The 17325-nt window shown below is 44.2% G+C and carries 19 protein-coding genes; 9 read left to right on the top strand and 10 right to left on the bottom strand.

What is annotated here, in order from left to right; all coding sequences use genetic code 11:
- Positions 1-545: 545 nt before the first annotated feature.
- From ispG to FN815_RS11495, 8 genes are all read right to left on the bottom strand, one after another.
- Complete coding sequence (gene ispG / locus FN815_RS11525; protein ID WP_142454782.1) at positions 546-1781, bottom strand: flavodoxin-dependent (E)-4-hydroxy-3-methylbut-2-enyl-diphosphate synthase; 1236 nt, start codon at positions 1779-1781, stop codon at positions 546-548.
- A gap of 55 nt (positions 1782-1836) precedes the next feature.
- Complete coding sequence (locus FN815_RS11520; RefSeq protein WP_246075254.1) at positions 1837-2748, bottom strand: rhomboid family intramembrane serine protease; 912 nt, start codon at positions 2746-2748, stop codon at positions 1837-1839.
- Positions 2748-3383 (bottom strand): rhomboid family intramembrane serine protease, encoded by a 636-nt coding sequence (locus FN815_RS11515; protein ID WP_142454781.1) that lies wholly within the window; start codon positions 3381-3383, stop codon positions 2748-2750. The genes FN815_RS11520 and FN815_RS11515 overlap by 1 nt, the downstream gene beginning before the upstream one ends.
- Positions 3384-3394: 11 nt before the next feature.
- A complete protein-coding gene (locus FN815_RS19155) occupies positions 3395-3988 on the bottom strand; it encodes a phytoene desaturase family protein (protein ID WP_246075252.1) in 594 nt (197 codons plus the stop codon).
- A gap of 70 nt (positions 3989-4058) precedes the next feature.
- The gene (locus FN815_RS19150) at positions 4059-4883 is read right to left on the bottom strand and encodes a phytoene desaturase family protein (protein ID WP_246075250.1); all 825 of its coding nucleotides are present in this window, start codon (positions 4881-4883) and stop codon (positions 4059-4061) included.
- A gap of 152 nt (positions 4884-5035) precedes the next feature.
- Entirely contained in the window at positions 5036-5734 is a 699-nt protein-coding gene (locus FN815_RS11505) for an RsmE family RNA methyltransferase (RefSeq protein ID WP_142454780.1), read from the bottom strand.
- 307 nt (positions 5735-6041) lie between these two features.
- Positions 6042-6263 carry a hypothetical protein gene (locus FN815_RS11500; RefSeq protein WP_142454779.1) on the bottom strand — a complete coding sequence of 74 codons (222 nt, stop codon included), beginning with the start codon at positions 6261-6263 and terminating at the stop codon, positions 6042-6044.
- A complete protein-coding gene (locus tag FN815_RS11495) occupies positions 6260-7474 on the bottom strand; it encodes a 2'-deoxycytidine 5'-triphosphate deaminase (protein ID WP_142454778.1) in 1215 nt (404 codons plus the stop codon). Before FN815_RS11495 ends, FN815_RS11500 begins: the two co-directional genes overlap by 4 nt.
- 410 nt (positions 7475-7884) lie before the next feature.
- Here FN815_RS11495 and FN815_RS11490 point away from each other — a divergent pair, with 410 nt between their 5' ends.
- From FN815_RS11490 to FN815_RS11480, 3 genes are all read left to right on the top strand, one after another.
- The gene (locus FN815_RS11490; protein WP_142454777.1) at positions 7885-8529 is read left to right on the top strand and encodes an ABC transporter ATP-binding protein; all 645 of its coding nucleotides are present in this window, start codon (positions 7885-7887) and stop codon (positions 8527-8529) included.
- 12 nt (positions 8530-8541) lie between these two features.
- Positions 8542-9333: an ABC transporter permease gene (locus FN815_RS11485; RefSeq protein WP_142454776.1), complete on the top strand. Its 792-nt coding sequence runs from the start codon at positions 8542-8544 to the stop codon at positions 9331-9333.
- 246 nt (positions 9334-9579) lie between these two features.
- Entirely contained in the window at positions 9580-9963 is a 384-nt protein-coding gene (locus tag FN815_RS11480) for a carboxypeptidase-like regulatory domain-containing protein (RefSeq protein WP_185957273.1), read from the top strand.
- Between the two features lie 64 nt (positions 9964-10027).
- Here FN815_RS11480 and FN815_RS19335 read toward each other — a convergent pair whose 3' ends face one another.
- Positions 10028-10303 carry a DUF4405 domain-containing protein gene (locus FN815_RS19335; RefSeq protein ID WP_142454774.1) on the bottom strand — a complete coding sequence of 92 codons (276 nt, stop codon included), beginning with the start codon at positions 10301-10303 and terminating at the stop codon, positions 10028-10030.
- A gap of 151 nt (positions 10304-10454) precedes the next feature.
- Between FN815_RS19335 and FN815_RS11470 the strand changes: the two genes are divergently transcribed.
- The 5 genes from FN815_RS11470 to FN815_RS11450 all read left to right on the top strand — a co-directional run bounded on the left by FN815_RS11470 (position 10455) and on the right by FN815_RS11450 (position 15282).
- Positions 10455-10937: a hypothetical protein gene (locus FN815_RS11470; protein ID WP_142454773.1), complete on the top strand. Its 483-nt coding sequence runs from the start codon at positions 10455-10457 to the stop codon at positions 10935-10937.
- Between the two features lie 88 nt (positions 10938-11025).
- Positions 11026-11832 (top strand): FixH family protein, encoded by an 807-nt coding sequence (locus tag FN815_RS11465; RefSeq protein WP_142454772.1) that lies wholly within the window; start codon positions 11026-11028, stop codon positions 11830-11832.
- 68 nt (positions 11833-11900) lie between these two features.
- A complete protein-coding gene (locus FN815_RS11460) occupies positions 11901-14117 on the top strand; it encodes a TonB-dependent receptor domain-containing protein (RefSeq protein WP_142454771.1) in 2217 nt (738 codons plus the stop codon).
- A 36-nt stretch (positions 14118-14153) separates the two neighbouring features.
- Entirely contained in the window at positions 14154-14750 is a 597-nt protein-coding gene (locus FN815_RS11455) for a Crp/Fnr family transcriptional regulator (RefSeq protein WP_142454770.1), read from the top strand.
- A gap of 94 nt (positions 14751-14844) precedes the next feature.
- Positions 14845-15282 (top strand): CBS domain-containing protein, encoded by a 438-nt coding sequence (locus FN815_RS11450; protein WP_142454769.1) that lies wholly within the window; start codon positions 14845-14847, stop codon positions 15280-15282.
- Positions 15283-15296: 14 nt separating this feature from the next.
- Here the strand turns inward: FN815_RS11450 and FN815_RS11445 are convergent, their stop codons facing one another.
- The gene (locus tag FN815_RS11445) at positions 15297-16190 is read right to left on the bottom strand and encodes a glycine betaine ABC transporter substrate-binding protein (RefSeq protein WP_142454768.1); all 894 of its coding nucleotides are present in this window, start codon (positions 16188-16190) and stop codon (positions 15297-15299) included.
- A gap of 213 nt (positions 16191-16403) precedes the next feature.
- On the opposite strand from FN815_RS11445, the gene FN815_RS11440 reads away from it, so the two are divergent.
- Positions 16404-17294 carry a patatin-like phospholipase family protein gene (locus tag FN815_RS11440; protein WP_142454767.1) on the top strand — a complete coding sequence of 297 codons (891 nt, stop codon included), beginning with the start codon at positions 16404-16406 and terminating at the stop codon, positions 17292-17294.
- Positions 17295-17325: the final 31 nt, after the last annotated feature.

The following is a 17325-nucleotide window of genomic DNA, read 5'->3' as shown; positions in this document are numbered from 1 at the left end:
GTTATACACTTACAGTGTTTCCTCTGGCCCTTACATTCGCCAAAAAAGCATATGAAATGTTCGCGCAGATTGTAATAGCGTAAGAAAAGGTCCCTGCGAGACTGAAAAGAAGGTTTACTGCTGCCAGTAAGGTTTGTCAAGTAACGTCAGTTCGATACAAAAACTCCTCATTGCTGTAGATGTTGAATAATTTGCAGACAGTTTTAGTCATTATGAAGACCCTTTCAAGGTCTTTCTATCCAATTTTGTTACCAAATTACCTGACCACTACAGCGATGAATAGCCATTTTTAGGTCATTCTTATATCAAACTCACGTTAAGTAGCATTAATATTAGAATAGCTGGTCTTTTACCTGTCTTGATAAATATATTCTACCCTTCCTTAACAAGCTTCTGATCTTTTGAGATTCTACCCCAAAAGTACAAGCCCTGCAAAGCTGTACTTTACATTGTCATCAACTGCCCTTTATCTAATAATTGGCGCACCATTACGACAAATCGGTGAGTTCTCTCAAATAACCAAAAACAGTTAGCCATTTACCAAATCAGGCTTCCACCGATTCCTTCTTCTTCCCGTAGTTCTTCTGCACGTAATTATCCAGAATACTGCGGAATTCTTCCCCGATGTTATCACCTCGCAGTGTGGTAGAGTGTTCGCCATCAACATATACGGGGGCTTTGGGTTCTTCAAAAGTTCCTGGCAGAGAAATACCAATGTTGGCATTACGTGATTCACCAGGACCGTTTACCACACAACCCATCACCGCAACATCCATCTCTTCCACTCCTGGATAGACTTTACGCCAAACCGGCATAGACTCTACAATGTATTCTTGGATTTCTTCCGCCAATTCTTGGAAATAGGTACTCTTGGTACGTCCACAACCAGGGCAGGAAGTAACCTGTGGAATAAAACTGCGGATATTCAATGACTGCAAAATCTGCTGGGCTACCTGTACCTCCAGGGCACGGTCGGCGCCGGGTTGTGGGGTTAGAGATACACGAATGGTATCGCCGATGCCCTGTTGCAAAATAACGGAAAGCGCAGAAGCGCTCGCCACCATTCCTTTCATACCCATACCGGCTTCAGTAAGCCCCACATGGAGCGGATAGTCCAATTCATCAGCGAGACGTTCATATACTTTCACCACATCCTGAACACCCGACATTTTGCCGCTGATAATAATTTTGTTGGAAGGGAGTCCTACATCTTCAGCCAGTTTGGAAGACCGCTTGGCGCTTTCCACCATGGTGTCCAGCATCACTTCTTTGGCGGTTTTGGGTTTCTCAAGCTTATTGTTGGCATCCATTTTGTCAGCCAGCAATTGCTGATCCAGCGATCCCCAATTCACCCCGATACGCACGGGTTTGTCGTATTTAATGGCTTGCTCTACGATAGTGGTAAAATTCTCGTCGCGGGCTTTGGTACCTGTATTACCCGGGTTGATGCGGAACTTAGCCAGCGCCTTCGCCATCTCGGGATATTTGGTAAGTAATTTATGTCCGTTGTAATGGAAGTCACCAATCACCGGCACCGGCACGCCCCGGTTTAATAGCTTCTCTTTGATATGAGGTACGGCTTTAGCAGCTTCATCATTATTTACGGTGATCCGTACGAGTTCAGAGCCAGACCGGTACAAGTGTTCAATCTGATCGGCCGTCTCGTCAATATCGGCTGTATCCGTATTCGTCATGGATTGTACTACAATGGGGGCACCGCCGCCTACGGGCACATTGCCCACCATTACCTGTATTGAGTTGCGTCTCTTAATAGCTGCCATATTACTTAAATCTTTCTTATAAAATTTTTTACCGGTTTAGGTAGAGGTCCTAACACTATTGTTTCTTACTCAATTCAAACAATTTGCGTTTTTCTTCTTTTGTCAAAGAATCATAGCCTTTCTTTGAGATCTTTTCGAGAATAGCATCCAGTTCATCCTGGTCAATCTCCTCCACAATTTCAGCATCTTGTACAATGCTCATGTTTTTATTGCGGGGACGTTTTTTGGATGAAGATTTGGAAGAAGTTGAGGACTTCATCCGGCCAAATAAATATTCCAGATAGCGCACCGGTAAACTTAAATCCTTGCCATCCTGATGGGCTTTAATCAATAAATAGCCTCCTAAAGCTCCGCCAAGGTGAACCAATCGGGCTACTCCGTCTCCACTTCCCAGGAACAAGATATCAATAGCAATCCAGCCGGCTACAAAAAAGCGGGCTTGGATGGGCGGAAACAGAAACAGCATGATGGGTGCCGTGGGAAACAGCATGGCAAAGGCTACCAAAATACCGGTTACCGCACCGGAAGCTCCAATCACCAGGGCTGAGCCAAATACCATAGCAATAGCTGCATCAAGGACGGCTCCTAAAATACCTGCACCAAAATAAATTACTGTGAAGGTCCGGGGACCTAGCGTTTCTTCCACGGAACGCCCCATCCACCAGAGCCACAGCATATTAAATAGAAAGTGGAGAAAACCTCCATGCAAAAACATGTAGGTAACCAGGCGCCAAGGCTGAGTTAAAAAAGTGGGAAAAGATGGATCAAAACCAAGCGTGGGAACCAGCCAGCCATTAAGCGTTTGTCCGCCCAGCATCTGGATCACAAAAACAACCGCATTGATCAGAATAATGGTCCGAATGGCTACAGGCATCCCCATGAAGCCTCTTTTCAGGGCCCCGCCAAAAGAGTCATATGGCATATTATCTCTCATACGTCCACCGCCTTGAAAATAGGAATTGTTCATCAAATATAATTGGTTGGTTTTTTCAATCCCCAGTACTTAATCAAAATAAATCCAACAATAATACCGCCTAAGTGGGCAAAGTGAGCGATGCCTCCAAATGGATTGGAGATACCTGCAAATAACTCAAATGCTCCGTAAATGGCTACAAAATATTTAGCTTTGATGGGAATCGGGGGAATCAGCAGCATGATGTATTTGTCAGGAAACATCATACCAAATGCCAAAAGAATTCCAAATACCGCACCGGATGCTCCAATGGTAGGGGCGCCTCCGCCGCCTATCCACATGTGAATGAGCGCTGCCCCAATACCCGTTAACAGGTAATAAATCAAAAATCGTTTAGATCCCCAAAGCTGTTCAATGGCCTGGCCAAAGATCCATAACGCAAACAGGTTAAAGAATATATGACCAATGCCGGCATGTAAAAACATGTAGGTAACCAGCTGCCAGGGAAAAAAGTTGCCGCTGCCAATTGGAAACAATGCGAGATAGGGAAATACCATTTCGCCAAAACCAGTGAAGCCGCCACCAAAAATACTGACGGTAGCCAAAAAGACTAAACCGTTAATTATCAGCAGGTTTTTTATTACAGGAGGGAATACGGAAAATTGGGTATTGGGAGAATAATTATCCAAAAAATTCTGATTTAATGATTCTTAATGACGCGTGAATATACGTTTATTCCACTCAAAGTTACGCCCGGAATGCCTTGCCCGGGATAAGTAGTGTCTCCGACAAGATACAAACCTTTGAACGGAGTTTCGTGGGGTATCCAATTCAGCAAGCTTCGTGCCATGCTTTGGGGGATTCCACCCACTCTGCCTTTTTTGCGGTACACCCAGTTTTGCCAGCTTACCGGCGTGGCTGTGTGGAGCACTTCTATATTGTTGCGACTAAAGCCTGGCAGTTTTTGTTCCAGCAAGTTCACAATAAAATTTTCTACTTCTTGCTTCGCCGCATCATACTTTTCGTGCAAAGAAAACCAGTATTCCGGTAACGCATGGGTAGAAATATTAAGCGTTCGCTTTCCTTCTTTGGCCCGCTCAGTATCTCCACGTTTCGACATCGATACAAAAACAGACCCTGAAGAAGCATGGGGTATCATCTCTCCTTCCGGCAAGTGAATCTGGTGATGCAGAGGCATTTCATCCGGGAACTCGTCCTTTATTCCAATGCCCATCGTGATAGCGCCCCAGACCTCTTCAAATCCCAAAGCCTTTTCCCGGAAATACTGTTTCATATTTCCCGCGGTGATGTCCTGCATATTCCAAACCGGCAGGTTTGATATTACAATTGGGGCACGGTACTGTTCATTTTTTTTTTGTGTGAATGATAAACTCCCCTTCTTTCCCTGAAATAAGCTGCACGGCTTCTTTGGTGTGCAACGCCCCGCCCCTGTTTTGAATGTAGAGACGAATGGCATTCACCATTTCCAGCAACCCGCCCGGCACATAATAATTGGAATAATTAGTGTAGGTGAGTCCGGCAGCACCAAATAAAAAAGGAGTTTCTTCCGATTGGGCCTGGGCCGTAATCATCAGCTGCTCATCCACAAATCGGCGAAATTCGGGCGTATCTACATCAAATTGTTGCATCACCTGCCGTACCGACTGAAAAGCATATTTCAGCACCCAAACATCCAAAGGGGAATTTTGAGTGATAAGACGAAGCCACTCCGAAGGTTTTTGGGGAGGAAAGAGGTTATTCTTCAACGACAGCTTCCAGATCAAATCCGAGACTTTCAGGGCCTCTTCCCAAAAAGCTCTTTGTGCCGTTTCATTGCCAAACACTCGTCCGGCTTCGGCAATCCAGCGCTCCCGATTTTTATAGCGGGTAATTTGCTTTCCGTTCAACCAAACCGACATCGGCGGGGTGATTTCTTCTTTGGGAATTTCAATACCCGTTTCCTCTTCCAGCCTGCGCAAAGGCTGATTTTCATCAAAGCCCATCAGCGTAGTTGCCCCGGATTCAAATACAAAGCCCTTTCGATAATAAGAGGAGGAACAGCCACCCGGAGCATGAGCCGCTTCAAGAATCAATACTTTATAACCGTTCTTGGCGAGCATCGCTCCGGCACTCATTCCTCCCATGCCCGAGCCCACAATAATAGCGTCGTAGTTTTGATGAATTTTCATACCCGTCCAACAGTTTCCAACAGGAAAAAGTTTTGGCTGGGAATTAAAGATTGAAAATTGAAAGATGGAAGATTCCAGATTCCAGATTTCCAAAAAATCACCACTAAAACCTAAAACCTCGCACCTTGCACCTTGCACCTTGCCACTAAAAACTAAAACCTCGCCAAAAACGCAACCGCTGCCGTTTCTGCCCGCAGGCGATATTCCCCAAGTGAAACCAACTCAGCCCCTTTATTCTCTGCCAGCTCAACTTCCCGGTCCGAGAAGCCCCCTTCTGGTCCTACAAGTAGTAAAAACTTCTGCCCCTTCAAAATGTCTTGTTCGGTGTCGAATGTTTGATGCTCAGCATCCACTTTTTCATGGGCCATTAAAACAGTGTAATTCTCAAATTCATCCAGCACTTCATCTACAGAGTCCAGCAATTGCACCTCAGGCAACCAATATCTCATGCTTTGCTTCATAGCGCTTTGTATGATGTTCTCCACGCGGTCCATGCGCACATTGGTTTTTACGGTATGATCGGAATTGAATAGCACAATTTTGCTCGCCCCCAGCTCCACGGCTTTTTCCACAGCAAACTCCAAGCGGTCTCTTTTTTTGATGATGCCCATGGCCAACACCAGCTCAGGATCAGGCGCCGGCTTTTCTTCTTTTTGGGTGATGTGCGCCACTACCGAATCTTTTCCCGTTGATTGCACCGTGCCGGTATAGCGGGTGCCTTGTCCGTCAGTAGCAAATATTTCATCACCTTCCCGAAGCCTGAGCACCTTGATTGCATGGCGGGCTTCCTGCCCCGACAGCTCGAACTGGGGACCTGCTACCCGTTTCGGTTCAACATAAAATACGTTCATGGTTTAGCTTATTTTTGTGCTTTTACTTACTCCAGTACTGAAGCAGGAGCTTCATATGGTCGATCCCACGCAGAGCGTGGGGACGAGGGGTTTTGGAATTTGTTGGGGTTTATAAACCTTTTGGTCCTTGGTGGCATCTACCCACCCTTCAATCCCCCGACACGCTTGTCGGGAGAAGCTCCTTGATAAAGAAGGTTATAGGTAATTCAAAACTCAACATTCAAAATTTAAAATTAACCCTAAACCTTTAATCTTTTAATTTTCAATCTTCAATTTGAAATCTGTACTCTGCAATTTCCCACTTTCATCACTCCGTACTGGCTTTATAATACTCTCCCGGTTCAAACTCCGTCCGACCGGTTTCGAACATCATTTCTATATAGGGAATGCAAAGGCCGCAGCCACAACTGCAAAACTGTTCAGCTTGTAGTTCTTCCACTGATGAAAAACTTTGTTGCTCCGCAAATTCTTTGATCTCTTCAAAATTACGTTTGTGGCAAATACAGCGGGTTACCGAATAAGAACTCATGCCTGCTTAAAATGCTTTCCAAGTCGGAGCCCCTGCCCCTGGTAGTTGCTTTCGATTTCATCCCCATACACAAAATCAGGACGCTCGGCATTGGGCTCAAACTGCATACTGAACAGCGTCTGTCCGTCTTCAATCATAAACGGGACATCATGGGAGCGGACTTCCAGTACGGCCCGGGCTCCTTTATCTTCCACCGATCCGCCAAAACCGCTATCAAAAAAGCCCGCATAATGGGTGCGAAGTTCTCCGGAGCCGGTATCGTAGGCCATCATCTCACAGGCCAGATGCGCCGGTACGCGGATTCGTTCTTTGGAAGCAAAAATATAAAAAGCCTCGGGCTCCAGGATCATTTGCTTATCCTGACTGGCATAAATGGGCTCCCAAAAGTCATCTACATTGTAATGACCAATATTATTAAGGTCGATATAATCATTGTGTTTCTTGGCTTTGTAGCCAATCACTTCGCCCTTTTTGCCCTCCAGCTGCACACTCATGAACAGCCCCTGATTCACTTTGATTTTTTCCATAGAAACCGGCTTACTCTTCTCATCAAACAAGAGCGGTTCTGCAGCATGTACGCGTAAAATGTCTTGGTCCGACATCACTTCCAGTCCATGCCGGATACGGAGCTGGTTGAGCCGGTCACCGGTGCGCACTTTTACAGAAAATGATTTGGGTACCACTTCCAGGTACAAATTGCCTTTGTAACCGGGATTAATTTCCTCAAACCGGTGCGAGTAATCGGTAATCACACGGGTAAACACATCCAAACGGCCGGTAGAACTCTTGGGATTAGCCTTGGCGGAGAGGTTTTCAACGCTATTTAGTTTCACATCGCCCGTTTCTTCTTCCCCGTTAAACAAAGCTTTCTGTACGGTATTATTTGATTCGGGAAGATTCAGCTTTTCCAGCAATGGGATGATGTACACACAATTTTGCTCCAGCACGGCGCCGTCTGTGATGGGAATTTCATACATTTTCAGCCGTTTCAGTTTCTGCTCAACGGTCTCATTCTCAGGCAAAAAGCTGCAGCGTACGCGATAGGCCACCTCTCCAAGGCGAAGGTCAATGGAATTAGGTTGAAACTGATCGTCCTGCATGGGGTAATCCGCATGAGAGTAGATCAGCCCTAAGTCTTTAAGTAATTTAAGTTTTTGGACCGGTAGAATTCCTTTGGTACGCAATTGAACTTCTTTCAGTAAATCCGACATGTTTGGGTGTGATAGGATACGTGCTAATTTTTACCCGAAGATAACGAGCACGGGGCAATATTCAATATGGAATTGGAGGAAGGATTTTTTACTGCTTTCATCTGTCCGGTATGCTGCCTTAGCTTAGATTTCTTCCAAGATAAGAACAGCAAGAACTTTAAACAGATTGGTGCCATTATAGCGCATCAGATTCTTTACAAATAACACCCTCCGGCCCGAATTCTCGGGAGCAAGCCAAAATCAGGCACCTCCCTTAAGGGAGGACTTTCTTAAAATTTTAGGCTAAGTATTCATTGGGATACAGTAGTTATTCAGTGCCCTACTCAACGAGAAGCATTCCCACAGCAAGACCACTTAAAAATTCCTATACTCGGGCTGTATTTCAGGCGATTTTTATTCAAACTTTGATCATGAACTCAGATTCACCGGCCATTTTTACAGCCAGCGGTATTCATTTTTCATATGAAAATGAAAAGGTCTTTAGTGATTTTTCTCTGCAAATCAATCAAGGAGAAAAAGTAGCTATCAAAGGAGAATCCGGTTCAGGCAAAACAACATTATTTCGTTTGTTGCTGGGTTTTGAATATCCTGATGAAGGAGATATGCGCTATAAAGAGGAGCCTTACACTACCCAACTTATCCAACAAATGCGCAGGGAGCTGGCTTGGTTGCCCCAGGATTTGAATCTTGGGGAAGGCACCGTGCAAGAGTTATCTGATTTTTTGTTTGGATTTGAGGCCAACAAAAGTCAAAAACCTTCATCAAAGAGGCTGGGCGAAACCTTGACTAAATTGGGGCTCGAAAAAAGTATGCTCAATCAAAAATATGCCGAACTATCAACTGGTCAGCGCCAACGGATTGGGCTTGCTTGTTGCTACCTCATGAATCGTGACATCCTGCTGCTGGATGAACCCACCTCTGCCCTGGATGCACAATCCAAACAAAAAGTGGCCGATTTGTTGCTCCAAGACGGCCGAACTATTATCTCTACCTCGCATGATGAATGGTGGCTGGAACGCTGCGATCGTATCATTGATCTTCAACCCGAACAATAAAAAAGTACTTTTATGGACATTATTGATCTTAGCTGGTGGCAATTGAGTATCGGGTTTTTAATTCTCATCATCCCCGCCTGGATATTATGGCGCTACAAAACCGGGCTTAATAAAAAGCTTGGCATAGCCACCGTTCGGATGACCTTGCAGCTACTCTTCGTAGGCTACTACCTGGAGTACTTGTTTGAACTGGACAATGCGTGGCTAAACGCTGCCTGGATAATGGTTATGGTACTGGTTGCTGATTTTGCCACCATCGATCGCAGTGAGCTCAGACGTAAAAAATCTCTCCTCATCCCTATTTTTGCTGCCACTTTTTTCGGGATTATTGTGATTGACATCTTCTTCCTGGAGCTGGTCATTCAACTGCCCACCTTTCTGGCTGCCCAGTACACGATTCCCATCACCGGCATGGTACTGGGAAATTGCCTGCGCAGTAACGTAATTGGCATTAATGCCTTTTACTACAGTCTGAATGAACATCAGGAACGATACCGGTTCTACCTAACCTGTGGCGCCACTCGTAGCGAAGCCGTCTTTCCGTTCTTCAGGGATGCGCTAAAAAAATCAGCTAACCCCACCCTTGCCTCCATGGCAACCATTGGGTTGGTTTCTCTCCCCGGGATGATGACGGGACAAATTTTAAGCGGCAGCTCGCCTCTCATTGCCATCAAATATCAGATCATGATTATGCTGGCCATCTTCTCGGGCACGGTGCTCTCGGTATACCTGGGAATCAAGCTCAGCAACCGCTTTGTGTTTTTTGATAATGACGTGCTGGATTCTTCGATCTTAAAAGATTAAGACGTACTCAACCTTCGTCATTTTATATAACTGAATACCCGGAAAAGCTTCTAACCTTTGATTCAGGCAAACCAAGGTACTTTTGTTTAAAATTTATTTTTTTAATACGTAAGTATTTAATATCGAACAGTTTACAAAGGTTAGAAAATAGAACAAAATCCAGAGGCTTGAGTGTACATCTGTAACAAAGCACAATGCTTAGTACTTACAGAGAGATATAAAACTAACAAAATGAGGTTAACAACGATGAAAACACTCAAAAGCATCATTCCTGGATTATTCTTAGTAGCATTTGGTTTTATGGTAGTTGCCATGACCAACTCGACAGCTGTAGATAACAATCAACCCAACGAGGTTGTACAACTTGAGCTTGACCTGAATGGTACCGTAGTTGACAGTACCGACGGTACACCCCTTAATAAAGTTGCTGTAAATCTTGAACGGCTGGAAGAGCCCGTGATTACTGATAAAGAAGGTGAGTTCGTTGTAGAAGACATCGCCGAAGGTGAAACTTATACGATAAGTGTAGATCATGAGGGATATCAGCCTTATGAACGTTCCTTCGAAGCCGTTTCTATAGAAGAGGCAGCTGCGATGGAAATTACCATTGCTCTGAAACCAACTCAATAATCCCTTTTCCTTCCTAAAAGCAAACACCTGAAAAAAGGCTCTAACTGATAGTTAGAGCCTTTTTTTATTTATGGCTCTTATTCCCGAAACTAAAATAACTGCCTTTAATCCACGGTAAATGTAGCAAAAGGTGATATGCTACAAGCACAGTAAAAACTACTGCTATCCAGAAGTGAATATCTCCCCAATCGTGACGGGAAAGTGAAAGAAAGTTTTCGCCATGACTTCCCGGAGGTAATACCCAATACATAATAACTCCGGTCCCTATCAAAAGAATCATACTTATAAAAGATACTAAGTCAATGATTTTATTTTGCGTGTGTTTTCTAACGGTATTCATTAAACCCCAATTTTGATTAGTTAACCAATGGGAAGCCTATACATTTATCGTGAATAGTTTGTGAAGCCACCTGTTTAAAAGGCTAAAATTATCGGCATTTAACAAAAATCAGCTACCTTTTATTTAAGGGTTTTAGTAGGTTTGAAGACCTGTGAGTCTTAAAAGTACATATCACCAATTAATCAGCAGTATTGTACTTGTTACAATGCTATGGAATATCTTCGGTTGGTTGGGCACAGGGCTTGTAATAAAAGCCTTCCACGCCCATGACAAGGAAGATCATTGTGCTGTATCATTTTGCTATTGTGAAATAGAAGACGGCCGTAAAATATGTACTTGCCACCATCCTGAACTGCAACCACAAAATACTTCTGATTCTGTAGCTAAAACTCATGGCAGTGATCATTTGGATGATAAAACCGTTGAACACGACTACTGCTTTTACTCAGCTCCTCATCCCCCCAATTCAAGTAACAGCAACGACATGGGGTTGATCTATGCCAAGTTTGATGCCACCTGCAAACAAGACTTTAGATTTATAACTACTCCCCGGGATATTGAATCCCCTTCTCATCTTAGTTATGCAATACTTGACGGTTTTGCCGCTGATTTGCTGCGCCCGCCCCGCGGTTAGTTTTGTACTCCCTTCTTACTAACAGATCTCCGGTTTGATATCCGGAAATCACCCTTTTTATACAAAACTAACTAAGAACCATTTTATCATGAACATGCTAAAACTATGGGGCTATGCCGCTTTGCTTGCCATTTTGGCTATAGCTGCCACCTCCTGTGACACCACCGATAACAATAAACCGGAATTAGAACTCATACCCGTTAATCAGGTAACCGTTGATGGTTACACTATTTCTCTCGAAGCAGAAAAAGAGCCTGAAACCGGTGCCAATACCCTCTATTGGAAATTAGAACAAAACGGCAACATCATCACTCCCCAATCTATCTCCATCCAACCCATGATGGATATGGGTGATATGATGCATTCCGCTCCCTACAATCAACCCAAAACCGCAGAAGAAGACGATCGATATTTCAAAAACATGGCCGTTTTTATCATGCCAAGTGGTAGTATGGGCAGCTGGACTATTAACTTTGAAATCACGACACCTACCGATGAGATGATTTCCGGAGAAATACCTGTTGAAGTCGCTTCCTCCTGGAAACTCACCAGCGTGCGCGATGATAACGATAAGGTGTATTTCATTACCTGGTATGCACCTCAAAAGCCGGTAACGGGACAAAATGATCTCACTTTTCTGATCCACACCCGCGAATCCATGATGAACTTTCCTGCGGTGGAGGATCTCGTCCTGGATGTATATCCGTACATGGATATGGGCGGCGGAAGCGGACACTCCACCGACTTTACGAACCCCGTTGCGACTGGTGATGGCTTTTACGAAGGCGATATCAACTATAGCATGAGCGGCACATGGACTACTTCGGTAGTACTTGTGGCAGCTAACGACACCCTGCCTGAAGTGGTGTTTGAATACAGCGTGCAAGCGCAGTAATCCCTAATAAGAGAGTTGTATTTGGCCGGGCACCTATAGTCCGGCCATATACTCAAAATTTTACGGACATGAGATATCTAACCTTTTTTATTCTAACCCTTTTTTGGGTTGAACCCGCCCTGGCCCAGGATTTGAGCATCCAACTGCTGGACCGCAATAATCAGCAACCTGTCATTCAGGCTCACATTAAAGATGATACCGGCACGGTGATTACGGTTTCTGATGTGAATGGCTTTTTTTCCATTAATCCTAAAAAGTACCCGCATATTGTTGTTTCGGCTGTTGGCTATGCATCCAAAGAAGTACACTTGCACCCGGGGCTGAAATCCATTTATCTAAAGCCACAGGTTTTTCGGGATGATACTGAATTGCTTGTGGTTGCCACCGGAGAAGATCAAAACAATGTACATGCCTATCATCAGCGGGCAAATACACAAAACATGGATCAGTTTCTGGATAATATAGACGGCTTATCCACCAACAAGCGTGGCGCATTTGCCTGGGAACCGGTGATTCGTGGACAGGCTGACCAACGGATGAACCTGACCATTGATGGCATGCAGGTGTTTAAAGCCTGCGTGGATAAGATGGACCCCATCACCTCTTATGTGGAAACCAGCAACCTCTCCAAGCTGCATATTGATAAAAGCGGATCAGGCGTAGCTGAAAACGGCAGCGGAAACAGTACGCTGGATCTGGTGACGCAACGCGCTGAACACCATCCCTTCAGCCTGCAGATTCAATCAGCCTACAGAGTGCCCGATAATTACCGGCATTTAAACCTTACTACCAATATCTCTGATCCTTCCGGGCGTAATGCGGTTCGGTTTTCCGGTAGCTATAAAAAAGCCAATGATTTTACCGCTGGAAACGACCGAACCATCAACAACACGCAATATGAGAAGCTAAACCTGAATGCAAGCTACAAGCATACCTTTAGGTCCGGGCATTCCATTGAGGGAAATTATATTACCGACAAAGCCTATGATGTAGGCTACCCCGCCCTCCTCATGGATGCAACCAAAGCCCTGGCTGATATCGGTCAAGTACAATTTAACTTTGCTTCTTCAGATGCCAATTTTCAACTGGATAAGGTGCAGCTTTATGCCAACACCATCCGCCACTGGATGGACGATTACGACCGTGATGTTGCCAACCGTGCGGTAATGAGAGGGATGTATATGCCCATGTATGGGGAAACCGTCACCTACGGAACCCGCATGAATGGAAAAGCAGCATTATTGGGACATTCCTTTAACTGGTTTCTGGATGGTTATGCTTCCCATGCTTACGGCGATATGGAAATGAATAGCCTGGATCCCGAGATTGAAGACATGTTCATCTACAACCTCAGAGATGTGCAAACCCGGAATGTGGGCCTGGGATTAAAACATCAGTTCAGGGCATCAGATAAAATCTTACTTAAACTGGAAGAAAATATCCGGTACAAAAGCCTTGATACCGGAAATGAGAGTTTTGCTTCGTTCTTTGAAGGATTATACGACCGGGAATTGGATACCCGGCAAAAGATCTTGCTATCTGCATCGGGTAGTGCTTTATGGATGCTAAATGACCGTTGGAGCCTTACCGGAAACTTGGTGTACTCCGAACGCATGGGTAACCATATGGAGCTTTTCGGTCATTACATCTATAACTACACCGATGGTTTCTTTTATGATGGCAATCCCTGGCTAAAAACGGAGCGCACGTTCAATACCGATGTGAATGTGACTTGGGAGACCGACCGGAATTCCTTTTCTATTTCCCTGTTTCACAAACAATACTTCACTTATATAGACGGCATTTTGGCTGAGGATGTGAGCAGCAACGACTTCAAATTCAAGCAATATGCCAATGTTGGTGATGCGGTGATCATGGGCGGCGAATTCCGTAGCCTGAATAACATCAACCATGTGATTAGCCTGGAAAATCGAATTTCTTACCTGTATGCTCAAAACCAAAGTCTGAATGAACCACTGCCGCTCATCCCTCCGCTCAAAGGAAACAGCTTGATCCATCTTCATCATGGAAAAAATATGCTCATGGGCGAAGTGGAATGGGCCGCTGCTCAAAATCGGGTAGCTGAAACAACCTCCATTGAAGATCAAACTGAGGCTTTTGCTGTCATAAACCTGTCCTTTGAACGTAAATGGATGGGCAGTTCCCTGTCTTCCATCTTGGAAGTCAACAACCTGCTTGACCATTACTATCATACGCATACCAGTATAGGAAATATCCCCGAGGCCGGACGTAATCTTATGCTCTCCTTACGGTATAATTTTTAATATCTTGGGGAAAAATACTCCATACTTAGCTTGCTTATGAAGCCCAACATTCCCTCAACGGAAGTACTTAAGAAAAACGGCATCATCAAAATTTTTGAAACCGGTGATGTGATTGTAAATGAAGACGCCCCGGTTCAGTCTATTCCTTTTGTGATAAGAGGCAGCCTTAAAGTGATGCAATCAGATGATGATTACCGCGAGATGGTAATGTATTATCTGCAGCCGGGAGAAACCTGTGTGATGTCTTTTCTTGCTGCGCTCTATAATGACACCAGCAAAGTAAAAGCCATTGCTGAAGAAGAGACTGAAGTAGTCTTTGTCCCCATCAATAAGATTCGTGAATTAATGGGGAATGATCCTGAATGGCTGAATTATGTATTCCGCATTTACCACAAACGGTTTGAAGAATTACTGGGCGTAGTCAATGCTATTGCGTTTAAAAAAATGGATGAACGTCTGTTGCAGTTTCTAAGAAAAAAGGCTGAAGTATCCGGATCAAACCAAATTAATATCACCCACAGCCAGCTTGGACAGGAACTTGGTACCGCCCGGGAAGTCGTCTCCCGTTTGCTTAAACAATTGGAAAGTGAAGAAATAGTTCAGCTGGGTCGAAACCGAATCACCCTGCTTTAGTGCTCTCTGAGGCATTATTTACACCCAGATTCTTGCAAATTCCAAAAAAATGCTTTTATTAATAGGAACCAACTAAAAGCAAACAGGGGAAAATATGCAAGTGAAAGAGCTTTTAAACCAAAAAGGCAGCGATGTCTATTCTGTGGCGCCTAACGAAACTGTTTTTATTGCCATTTCTAAGATGGCCGAATTAAACATCGGTGCATTGCTGGTGATGGAACACGGAAATTTGTTGGGCATTGTATCTGAGAGAGATTACCGCAATAAAGTAATTCTGAAAGGACGGACTTCTAAAGAAACCGAGGTTCATGAAATCATGACGGATGAAGTGATTCGCGTTGAGCCTACTGACACCCTGAACCTCTGCATGCAGCTGATGACCGAGAAAAAAATCCGTCACTTGCCTGTGGTAAACCAGGGAAAAGTTGTGGGCGTTATTTCAATTGGTGATGTAGTTAAAACTATCATCGCCCGTCAAAAAAGTGAGATCGACACCCTCCGAGATTACATTGGCGGAGGATATCCTGCTTAGATTGAGTAATCACTTTACATCACAGTAATGCGTTGGGGCTGCAGACCTCGCACCCACTTATTTACAAGACGTTCGTGATCATCCATCCAATTTTTAACAGCCTGTTTTTCATTTCCAGACATAGACTCCATTTCGTCCATCAGGGTCTCCAATTGGGTTTCTGTAAGCTTAAACCGCTCAAAGAACAAGGAAACCTGGGGATGATCAGAAGTAAAACCTGAGCGGGCTATGGTATGTATTTTTTCAGAAGCCCCGTATACATTTTTAGGGTCTTCCAGAAATTTGAGATCATACCGATTGAACAACCAATGAGGAATCCAGCCAGTAATCACGATGGGGGCTCTGCGTTTGATAGCATCATCCAGTGCCTCAGTCATCGCTTCTTCCGAGCCATCTTCTAAGGTGAGGGAGAGCTCATAACTTTGCAGGGCGTCGTGAGTGGCTTGCATAACACCGGCACCGCTGCCAATGCCTTTGATTACATCCACCTGACCATTCAAGTCACTTATGCTTTCTACATCCATATAGGCAGGCACTACCAGTCCGGTTCTAACTTCTTCAATCACTACGCTTAAATCTTCCAGTGAACTGCCATATTGTTGCATGTAATTTCCATGGGTTTCCGGCAGCCATGCATCCACAAAAACATCGTATTCGCTGGTATTTAGTAACTCAAAAACCTGTTCAATATCGGTCATTTTGGTAACCACATTATAGCCCATCTTTTCATCCAAAATAACTGAAGCCAGGTTAGTCATGGCCACCCCTTCCGACCAATTGGCATACACCAAACGTACTGTGCTATCCTCCTTTTGCTGATCTCCTTTTTGACAAGCTGTAAATCCAGCAAACAGTACCATTATCATTCCAATTAAAACCCCAACACCTATTCTGTTTCTAATACCCATGATCTTGAATTTATATTCAAATTAGTATCAAAAAACTCTTCAGTAAAAATATACAAATAAGGTAAAAAGTAAAGGTTTTACCCATAGTACATCATTTTATAACAACAACAGTTTTTCAGTCCATAATGTTCTTCTAACTGCCTTCTATCAGAGAAGTTAAGGCTCTCTTTTTTGGTTATATTAAGCAGATATTTTTATTCAAAAATCAGGCAAATGTCATCAACAAAACAAAAAGTACATTTGGTGTTGGGCAGTGGTGGAGCCCGTGGGCTTGCCCATATTGGTGTTATTGAAAAGCTGGAAGAGGAAGGCTATGAAATCGTTGAAGTCATTGGATGCTCAATGGGCGCCGTAGTTGGTGGTATCTACTGCGCCGGTCACTTAAAAGAATACAAAGAGTGGCTGCTTGGCCTGAACCGTTCTGCAGTATTTGATTTGATGGATTTCACATTAACCAGTCATGGTTTTTTGAAGGGAGAGAAAATCTTTAGCAGGATATTGGAGATGACCGGCGAACAAAATATAGAGGACTTCGATCTTCCGTTTACTGCCGTGGCTACCGACCTGCAAAATATGGAAGAGGTTCACTATACCTCCGGCAACTTGTTTAAAGCACTGAGGGCCTCTATCTCTATTCCCGGTATTTTTGTACCCATTTATGAGAATAACGACATACTGGTAGACGGTGGAGTACTAAATCCCTTGCCTCTCGATCTTGTCAAAAAGGAAGATCCTGACGCATTGGTAGTGGCTGTTAATGTAAATGGAATTACCTTACCGGTCCTGACCCGGGATAATGCCAAGCCTGAAGACAAGGGATCAGAAAGCTGGTTGGAAAAAGCCTTTCATCTTTCAGGTATCGGGTCAAGTCAAAAACAAGCCCGTCTCTCCTTATTTGAACTTATGGATACCTCCTACAATTATACCCAAGACCGTTTAACACAAATGATTATAAACTTGCACCAACCGGATCTGGTTGTTGAAATTCCCAGAAATTCGGCTGCTACTTTTGATTTCCATCGCACCAGTGAACTTGTTGAATTGGGGCGTAAGCAATTTGAATTGGCGTATGAGCAGCAACTTACTGCGCACCAGTCCCACTAAGAAGCCGAATGATTCGGACACTCCGCCGGTT

Source organism: Gracilimonas mengyeensis (genome assembly GCF_900182705.1).
GTDB lineage: Bacteria > Bacteroidota > Rhodothermia > Balneolales > Balneolaceae > Gracilimonas > Gracilimonas mengyeensis.
Note: the sequence above shows the minus strand (reverse complement) of the source record. Positions and strands in the feature narration are given on the sequence as shown.

Excerpts from the sequence above, each read along its gene's own strand:
- ispG (WP_142454782.1), bottom strand. The coding sequence starts at position 1,781 with ATGGCAGCTATTAAGAGACGCAACTCAATACAGGTAATGGTGGGCAAT.
- FN815_RS11520 (WP_246075254.1), bottom strand. The coding sequence starts at position 2,748 with ATGAACAATTCCTATTTTCAAGGCGGTGGACGTATGAGAGATAATATG.
- FN815_RS19155 (WP_246075252.1), bottom strand. The coding sequence starts at position 3,988 with ATGAAACAGTATTTCCGGGAAAAGGCTTTGGGATTTGAAGAGGTCTGG.
- FN815_RS19150 (WP_246075250.1), bottom strand. The coding sequence starts at position 4,883 with ATGAAAATTCATCAAAACTACGACGCTATTATTGTGGGCTCGGGCATG.
- FN815_RS11505 (WP_142454780.1), bottom strand. The coding sequence starts at position 5,734 with ATGAACGTATTTTATGTTGAACCGAAACGGGTAGCAGGTCCCCAGTTC.
- FN815_RS11500 (WP_142454779.1), bottom strand. The coding sequence starts at position 6,263 with ATGAGTTCTTATTCGGTAACCCGCTGTATTTGCCACAAACGTAATTTT.
- FN815_RS11495 (WP_142454778.1), bottom strand. The coding sequence starts at position 7,474 with ATGTCGGATTTACTGAAAGAAGTTCAATTGCGTACCAAAGGAATTCTA.
- FN815_RS11490 (WP_142454777.1), top strand. The coding sequence starts at position 7,885 with ATGAACTCAGATTCACCGGCCATTTTTACAGCCAGCGGTATTCATTTT.
- FN815_RS11485 (WP_142454776.1), top strand. The coding sequence starts at position 8,542 with ATGGACATTATTGATCTTAGCTGGTGGCAATTGAGTATCGGGTTTTTA.
- FN815_RS11480 (WP_185957273.1), top strand. The coding sequence starts at position 9,580 with ATGAAAACACTCAAAAGCATCATTCCTGGATTATTCTTAGTAGCATTT.
- FN815_RS19335 (WP_142454774.1), bottom strand. The coding sequence starts at position 10,303 with ATGAATACCGTTAGAAAACACACGCAAAATAAAATCATTGACTTAGTA.
- FN815_RS11465 (WP_142454772.1), top strand. The coding sequence starts at position 11,026 with ATGAACATGCTAAAACTATGGGGCTATGCCGCTTTGCTTGCCATTTTG.
- FN815_RS11460 (WP_142454771.1), top strand. The coding sequence starts at position 11,901 with ATGAGATATCTAACCTTTTTTATTCTAACCCTTTTTTGGGTTGAACCC.
- FN815_RS11455 (WP_142454770.1), top strand. The coding sequence starts at position 14,154 with ATGAAGCCCAACATTCCCTCAACGGAAGTACTTAAGAAAAACGGCATC.
- FN815_RS11450 (WP_142454769.1), top strand. The coding sequence starts at position 14,845 with ATGCAAGTGAAAGAGCTTTTAAACCAAAAAGGCAGCGATGTCTATTCT.
- FN815_RS11445 (WP_142454768.1), bottom strand. The coding sequence starts at position 16,190 with ATGGGTATTAGAAACAGAATAGGTGTTGGGGTTTTAATTGGAATGATA.
- FN815_RS11440 (WP_142454767.1), top strand. The coding sequence starts at position 16,404 with ATGTCATCAACAAAACAAAAAGTACATTTGGTGTTGGGCAGTGGTGGA.